The 7,416-nt window shown below is 65.6% G+C and carries 8 protein-coding genes, 1 pseudogene and 1 riboswitch; of the genes and pseudogenes, 6 read left to right on the forward strand and 3 right to left on the reverse strand.

The features are described 5' to 3' along the window. Positions 1 to 949: chloride channel protein (locus ABDV78_RS19205; protein ID WP_343529058.1), on the reverse strand; the 949-nt coding region annotated here is incomplete at its 3' end. A 23-nt stretch (positions 950 to 972) separates the two neighbouring features. Further along, a riboswitch (Fluoride riboswitch) is annotated at positions 973 to 1,049 on the reverse strand. Positions 1,050 to 1,213: 164 nt separating this feature from the next. Here ABDV78_RS19205 and ABDV78_RS19210 point away from each other — a divergent pair. The 4 genes from ABDV78_RS19210 to ABDV78_RS19225 are packed head-to-tail and all read left to right on the forward strand — an operon-like array spanning position 1,214 to position 4,298. Continuing rightward, on the forward strand, positions 1,214 to 1,579 hold the full coding sequence (locus tag ABDV78_RS19210; RefSeq protein ID WP_206543616.1) for a DUF305 domain-containing protein: 366 nt from the start codon (positions 1,214 to 1,216) through the stop codon (positions 1,577 to 1,579). Position 1,580: 1 nt separating this feature from the next. Further along, positions 1,581 to 3,020 carry a beta-propeller fold lactonase family protein gene (locus tag ABDV78_RS19215; RefSeq protein WP_322965341.1) on the forward strand — a complete coding sequence of 480 codons (1,440 nt, stop codon included), beginning with the start codon at positions 1,581 to 1,583 and terminating at the stop codon, positions 3,018 to 3,020. A 1-nt stretch (position 3,021) separates the two neighbouring features. Beyond that, positions 3,022 to 3,531: an RNA polymerase sigma factor gene (locus tag ABDV78_RS19220; RefSeq protein WP_058744369.1), complete on the forward strand. Its 510-nt coding sequence runs from the start codon at positions 3,022 to 3,024 to the stop codon at positions 3,529 to 3,531. After that, positions 3,528 to 4,298 (forward strand): anti-sigma factor, encoded by a 771-nt coding sequence (locus ABDV78_RS19225; protein WP_294195431.1) that lies wholly within the window; start codon positions 3,528 to 3,530, stop codon positions 4,296 to 4,298. The genes ABDV78_RS19220 and ABDV78_RS19225 overlap by 4 nt, the downstream gene beginning before the upstream one ends. Before the next feature lie 51 nt (positions 4,299 to 4,349). Here ABDV78_RS19225 and ABDV78_RS19230 read toward each other — a convergent pair whose 3' ends face one another. Further along, the gene (locus ABDV78_RS19230) at positions 4,350 to 4,862 is read right to left on the reverse strand and encodes an MgtC/SapB family protein (RefSeq protein ID WP_058717475.1); all 513 of its coding nucleotides are present in this window, start codon (positions 4,860 to 4,862) and stop codon (positions 4,350 to 4,352) included. Then, positions 4,859 to 5,917 (reverse strand): sulfite oxidase, encoded by a 1,059-nt coding sequence (locus tag ABDV78_RS19235; protein ID WP_343529059.1) that lies wholly within the window; start codon positions 5,915 to 5,917, stop codon positions 4,859 to 4,861. Before ABDV78_RS19235 ends, ABDV78_RS19230 begins: the two co-directional genes overlap by 4 nt. Positions 5,918 to 6,072: 155 nt before the next feature. Here ABDV78_RS19235 and ABDV78_RS19240 point away from each other — a divergent pair, with 155 nt between their 5' ends. Continuing rightward, a complete protein-coding gene (locus ABDV78_RS19240) occupies positions 6,073 to 6,945 on the forward strand; it encodes a LysR substrate-binding domain-containing protein (protein ID WP_322965342.1) in 873 nt (290 codons plus the stop codon). Further along, positions 6,942 to 7,416 (forward strand): annotated as a pseudogene (locus tag ABDV78_RS19245) (C4-dicarboxylate ABC transporter); the annotation flags it as partial. The gene ABDV78_RS19240 and the pseudogene ABDV78_RS19245, both read left to right, overlap by 4 nt.

A 7,416-nucleotide genomic window follows, 5' to 3' on the forward strand; every position in this document is an offset into this window, starting at 1 on the left:
ACGAGTGCGTATCGGGACCAAAGAAGCTGGCGATGGTCAGGCTGTCCGGTGTCGCGGCGAGCGTACCCAGGCCAAGATAGTCGCGGGTTCCGAGCAGCCAGACCAGCGCAATCACGGCCAGCCCGCCAATAACGGGTCGTAGTGGGCCATAGGGAACGAGACGCTTCAGCCATCCACCTAGCGCGTGATTGGCCTCGGCAAAGGTCAGCCCGGTCAGTCCGAAGGCAATGCCGGCAACACCGGCCTTGGCGACGACCGGCGCGTCGACCGGTATTATCGCATCGACATGGTAGACGCCGTGGTGAATGCCCCAGGCAAGACAGGTCCAGTCACCGACCAGTGCCGCGACCAGGCATGGTACTAGCGCGCGATACTCGACCCGGCCAATCGCCAGCACCTCCAGTGCAAAGACTGCGCCCGCGATCGGCGTCCCGAACACCGCGCCGAACCCCGCCGCAATCCCGGTCATAAGGAGGGTGCGTGTCGCTTCCGCATCCAGCTTGAGTGCGCGGCCGAACCCGCTGGCGAGACTGCCGCCCAACTGCACGGCGGTGCCTTCACGCCCCGCCGATCCCCCGAACAGGTGTGTCACGACCGTGCCGAAGAAGATGAGCGGGGCCATGCGCAGCGGCACACCGCCCCCCGGCTCGTGGATTTGCTCGACGATGAGGTTGTTACCGCCTTCGACCGATCGCCCCGTCAGATGATAGAGCAGTCCGACCATGAACCCGCCGATCGGCAGCAGGTAGAGCAGCCAGGGAAAGGCAAAGCGAAGCCGGGTTACGGCATCGAGGCTCCACAAGAAGGTCGCGCATAGCGTTCCCACCGCTGCGGCCATCGGTACCAAAATCAAAGTCCACCGCAGCACCGACATGGCATGGGTGCGGCGATCGCGAATGAACGCTGCCATGTTGAACTGGTCGTAGAGATTGCGAAACGTCGCGCGCACGATTCCTCCTTGCTGCCTTGCGGCGCCTGGTAGGAATCATCGGCCCTTGCGAGGGCGGTTCGGCCGAATGGCCCGGCGGAAATCCATCGCCGTGCCCGACCATATGCTGTTTGACGGCGACCTGGTCAACCAACGGCAGGGTTACGATAAGACCATTGTTTTGGTGAGGATCAATAATTGGCTCACCCATGGAATAAACCCCGACGAGCATCGTCTACGCTTTCGAGACTGATGCGCCGGAGGCTTATGCATAGACGAGATTGGATGCTGGGTCTGACTGCTTTAACCCTACTCACCGGCGCAGCCGCGGCCGCCCCTGCCAATGGCTACGCCAGCATGGTGTCTGCCGCGATGGACCGGATGATGGCGGGCATGATGGTCAAGCCGTCCGGCGACGTCGACCGTGACTTCGTGGCGATGATGCTTCCGCATCATCAGGGTGCCATCGATATGGCGGTGGCGGAGCTGCGCTACGGCCATAACGAGCAGCTCAAGCGCATCGCGCAAGAGATCATCATCGATCAGCAGCAGGAGATCGCCGCCATGAAGCTGGCGATCGGTCAGCCGCTACCCCCTTCGACGCCAGCCCCTACGCAGGGCGGCGACCACCATAGCCATATGGAGCACTGACATGATCCGGACCATCCTGCGCTCGGCCGCCTTGCTGATAAGCGCCGCACCGAGCATCGCCATGGCCCAGCAGGCGCCGTGGAACGCCAGGGACGTACCCGTCAGCCACCGCGACCGTGTCTATGCATCCGAACAATTTTCCAACACAGTGTCGGTGACAGACCCGGCCGACAACCGGTTGCTCGGCGTCATCAAACTCGGCGATCCGCAGCCGATGAACTTCTCGCCGCTCTATAAGGGGCAGGTGTTGGTTCACGGCCTCGGCTTCTCACCGGACGGGAAGACCCTCGCAGTCGTGTCGATCGGATCGAACGCCGTGTCGTGGATCGACACCGCCACCAACACCGTCAAGCACACGACCTATGTCGGGCGCAGTCCGCATGAGGCGTTCTTCACACCGGACGGCAAGGAGGTCTGGGTCACCGTCCGCGGCGAGGACTATATCGCCGTGCTCGACCCTACGACGTACAAGGAGACGGGGCGCATCAAGACGCCCGGTGGTCCGGGTATGACGATCTTCTCGCCCGATGGCCGGTACGGCTATGTCTGTTCGTCGTTCAATCCGGTGCTGGCCGTGTTCGATGTCGCGACCCACGCGCAGGTCGGACAGGTGGCACAGCCAAGCCCGTTCTGTCCCAACATCGCCGCAACGCCGGACGGCAAGCAGGTGTGGTTCACGCTGAAGGACATCGGCAAGACGGTCGCATTCGATGCCAGGCCACCCTTCGCGATCCTCAAGGTGCTGGATACCGGGCCGATCACCAACCATGTCAACTTCGCCCGCACGACCAGCGGGCAGTTCGCCTATGTCACGGTCGGCGGGGAAAACGCAGTGAAGGTGTTCCGCACGTCCGATTTCGCGCCCGTCGCCACCATCCCGGTCGGCAAGATGCCGCACGGCGTCTGGCCATCGGGCGACGGCCGGCGCATCTACGTCGGGCTGGAGAATGCCGATGAACTCGCCGCGATCGACACCGCCGGCAACACGGTCGTTGCCACCGTGCCGGTCGGACAGGCACCGCAGGCGATCGCTTATGTGCCGAACGCTGTCCCGACAGGCCCCGGCACCGACAATCTCCAACCGCTCGGGACGGCCGGCAAGGCGGTGCATCTGACCATGGGGCCGGTTGGCGGCAACGGTACGGCAAGCAGCATTACCCTCTTCGACCAGGGCATCATTCAGGTCGTGCAGAGTGCCGTGACCGGTTTGCAGCCCAAAAAGCCTTACATGCTCGTGCTGACTGCCAATGCGGACGGCAGCGGTGCGGTAGAGCCGCTTGCGAACTTCATGAGCAACCCGGCAGGTGCGGCGATCGTCAACGCGTCTGGTCCGATCCGGCAGATCGTTCAGGGCAGTGCAGCGGCCCCCCGGCGCTTTTTGGCGGTCGCCGAGGTAGTGAATGGCGCACCGGGCCGCATCGTGCAGGTGCAGCGCGACTGAGATGGACCCGCTTGCCGCCGCGATCGAGCCACTGATCCCCGGTCTGCGCCGCTATGCCCGGTCGTGGTTGCGCGACCGGGCGATGGCGGATGACATGGTGCAGGATTGCCTGGAGCGCGCGGTCGGGCGTTGGCGACAGCGACGGGGTGCGGAGGTCCGCCCCTGGGTCTATGCGATCCTGCACAATCTGTTGGTCGACCATCAGCGGCAGCATAGCCGGCGAGGCACAGCGGTTCCGCTCCACCTCGTGGACGACGCCACGCTCGGCCGTCCGGCCGATCAGGACACAGGCCTACACCACCGCGACCTGCTGCGCGCCCTTGATGCGTTGCCCGAGGAGCAGCGAACGGTGCTGCTCCTAGTCTCGGTCGAGGGCCTGCCCTATGCGGAGGTCGCTGCCGTCGTCGGCGTACCGCTCGGCACGGTGATGTCGCGCATATCGCGGGGGCGCGACCGTCTGGCGACCCTCCTCCGGGAGGGTGAACGGCCGCGATTGAGGAGCGTGCAATGACCAGCCCGATCGGCGAGGACGATCTGGCCGCATGGATCGATGGCAGGTTGTCGCCCGAGCGGCAGCGCCTGGTTGACGCCTACCTTAAAGGCCAGCCGGATCTGCATGCCCGTTTGCGGGAGCAGGCGGAGCAGGCGCGAGCCCTTGCATCCCTGTTCGCCACGATCGCGGACGAACCCATTCCGGCGACGATGCGCGTGGCAGCGATCAGGGGACGGCAAAGGCAACCGCGTTGGCAACTCGCCATTGCCGCGTCACTTCTGCTGGCGTTGGGGTTTGGCGGGGGCTGGTCGAGCGCGCGGTGGAGCGGTGAACCCCGCGCGGGCATCGCGGCGCTGGCCAACGAGGCGAGTGACAATTTCCGTGTCTATGCCGCCGACCGGATACGACCGGCGGAAATCGGCCCCGACCAGCGCGCCATGCTGATCCGGTGGACCTCCGCCCGACTGGGTGAGCGCGTCACCATCCCGGACCTCAGCACAGCCGGCTATCGCTATGGCGGGGGGCGATTGGTCGCGACGCCTCACGGCCCTGCGGCACTGCTCCTCTACGACGGACCGCAAGCGTCGAAACTCGCGGTGCTGACGAGGCCCATGCAGATCGACAAGACCGCGAGCATGACCAGCACGTCCAGCGGGACCATGGGCCGGGTCACATGGGCGGTTGATGGGATCGGCTATAGTGTGGTGGGCGAGCGACCCGCGGCCGAGTTGCATCCGATCGCCGACGAGGTCCGGCGCCAGGCCGATGCGGCGCTTGTGTCCTGATAGCGCCTTGCCGCTTCTCGGCGCCGACAGGCACTGGGTAGACCGCCGAGATCACGGCTTGCGCTCGGCATCCTTCCTGTCGGCCTCGGCCGGCGTCAGGCGGGCCCGCTCGCGTATGCGGCGTTCCAGCGGCGCTCCGACGAACAGGACGAGCATTGCGAGGCTCACCCCGCCGACGATGAGCGGCCACAATGCCAATCCCGCTGCCGCGCCGATCGTGGCGGTGACCCAGATGCACGCGGCGGTCGCCAAACCATGCACTTCCTGACCCTGACCGACCCGCAGCACCGCACCGGCACCGATGAAGCCGACGCCGGACAGAATGCCCTGCATCGCCCGTCCTGCGGCATCGGCGTTCACGTTCGGCAAGCCACTATGCACGATCGCCTGCACGGCGATGCAACTCGCCAGACCGACCAGACCCAGCGTCCGCAGGCCCATGATCTGCCGGTTCTCGCGCGAGCGTTCCCAGCCGAGCACCATCCCGGCTGCGGTCGCCACCACCAGCCGGCCGATCGCATCGATCCAGAAGGTGATGTCCGATGCCGCTGATGCTTCGATCATTCGACCAGCACGTGAACGTGGTGCCAGGCGGTGCACAGGTAGCCGGCGAAGTTCCACATCGTGTCCGGTCGTTCAGGCTGACCCTGTCCAGCCTCGTCGAAGGCGCGCACGACAAGATGCTGGCGCCCCTTGCCGAGCGTGGCGTCGAGGGTCCAGCGCCGCCAGCTCCAGCGTGTCTCCGGATCATCGGCGAACGTCGCCTGTTGCCAGTCACGACCGCCGTTCACCGACACCTCGACGCGCGAGATGCGGCGATCATAGGCGATCGCATAACCCTCGATCCGCACTTCCCCGGCCGGCAGGGTTTCGCCCGAGCCGGGCGAGCAGATCGCGGCGTTGAGCGGCATGGCATTGATGGTCAGACCCTCGTCCCAGTCGACGGTGTCGCTCGTCACATCGGCGGGAAAGAGCTTGTAGTCGTGCGCCTGGATCGGTGCGTCGGAGGGCGTGTCGCGCACCTCGATCCGCGTCAGCCATTTGGCGCTGCGCACGCCTGCATAGCCCGGCACCACCATGCGGAGCGGGGCGCCATGTTCGGGCGTCAGCGGTTCGCCGTTCATCGCCCAGGCGAGGAGTACGTCGGGCTCCCGCGCCTTGCTCATGGCGATCGATACTCCGAACAAGGCTTCGCCGCCGTCCACGTCCACCTCGTCCGCGCCAGTGAAGCCCACGAACAATTCGGACGCATCCGGCGCGCCGACCGCATCTAGCACGTCGGACAGTCGTACGCCGGTCCACTCCGCATTGCCGATCGCGCCCACATCCCACGGATCGCCGGAGGTCTTGGCGACCTGCTGGAGATCCGTGCGCCGGTTGCCGGCACATTGGAGCACAGCCGTCACTGTGTGTGTGGCGAACGTGCTCTTCAACTCCTCGACCGAAAAGGAATGGCTCGCCACGCCTGTCCCGCTCACTTCGACCCGGTGATCAGCGGGCAGGTCAGGCACTGCACCATGGCTGCGCACGTAGAACAGCGCCTGCGGCGTCAGGAACCGTTCGATCAGCGCGTTAGGCGTCGGCTCGGCGTTGTAGGGATCGGATTTGCGCTCGATCATATCAGTCATGGACGAACCAACGCCGCAAGCGCGCGGATCGCTTCAAGTCTTCAAGACTGTCGCAGACGAAGGATTACCGATCGTTCCGATATCCAGATTGGAATAAACAGATCAAACGGTTGGTCGTATCAATCAGATTGCGCGATATAAGCTGCATGACCCTGGAGCAGCTCAGAATCTTCGTCGGTGTCGCCGAGCGCGAACACGTCACCAAGGCAGCGGAAGCGCTGAATGTCACGCAGTCTGCTGCCTCCGGCGCGGTCGCAGCCCTCGAAGCGCGCTACGGGGTTCCTCTGTTTCACCGCGTCGGGCGTGGCATCCAGCTGACCGAAGCAGGCCGCGGCTTTCTGGAGGAAGCGCGCGCGGTGCTGGGGCGGGCAGCCCATGCCGAGACGATGCTGGCGGACTATGCCGGGCTCGCGCGTGGTTCGTTGCGGATCGTCGCCAGCCAGACGATCGCGAGCTACTGGTTGCCGGCAAAGCTCGCCGCCTTCCACGAACGCCACCCGCAGATCGCGGTCGAACTGGCGATCGACAACACCGAAGGTGCAGCAGCGCAGGTCCTGAGCGGCGCGGCGGAACTCGGCTTTGTCGAGGGCGAGGTGGACGAACCGGCGCTCGCCCACTGGAATGTCGGGCGTGACCCGATGGTGCTGGTCGGCCGCGAGGACGCCGGGCGCGTCGACGAGGACTGGCTTCGGGCTGCACGCTGGATCGTCCGCGAGCAGGGTTCGGGCACGCGCTCGACCTTCGAGGACGTGCTGCGAAAGCGCGGGTTTGATCCGACCCAGCTGACGGTAGCGATGACGCTGCCGTCCAACGAAGCCGTGCGCACCGCGGTCGAGGCCGGTGCCGGCGTTGCCGTGTTGTCGCGATTGGTCGTCGCACGCGCGCTCAAGGCCGGCGATCTGGTCGAGCTGCCGCTCGGGCTGCCCGACCGCGCCTTTCACGCGCTGCGCCACAAGGAGCGCTATCGCACCCGCGCGGCCGACGCGCTGACGGATCTCATCAAGGAGCAGGTCGCATGACTGCCGACACGCACTCCGTTCTCAGCGGCCTCAAGCCGCTCAGCCGGCTCGATCACCCCCGCGAGATGATCCGCCAGTTCACGCCCAACTGGTTCGCCGCGACGATGGGCACGGGCATTCTTGCCCTCGCGCTGCCGCAGGTGCCCGGCATCGGGCCTTCGCTTAAACCTGTCGGCGAGGTGTTGTGGTTCTTCAATATCGCGCTCTTCGCGCTGTTCGCCGGCCTCTATGGCGCGCGCTGGGTGATGTTCGGGCACGAGGCGCGGCGCATCTTCGGGCACAACACCGTGTCGATGTTCATCGGGACCATTCCGATGGGGCTGGCGACGATCATCAACGGCTGTCTCGCCTTCGGCATCGCGCGGTTCGGAAATGGCATCGTGCCGGTCGCGCATATCCTGTGGTGGATCGACGTCGCCATGTCGCTCGCCTGCGGCGTGCTGATCCCCTACCTGATGTTTACCCGCCACG

The organism is Sphingomonas sp., from assembly GCF_039594485.1.
Lineage (GTDB): Bacteria > Pseudomonadota > Alphaproteobacteria > Sphingomonadales > Sphingomonadaceae > Sphingomonas.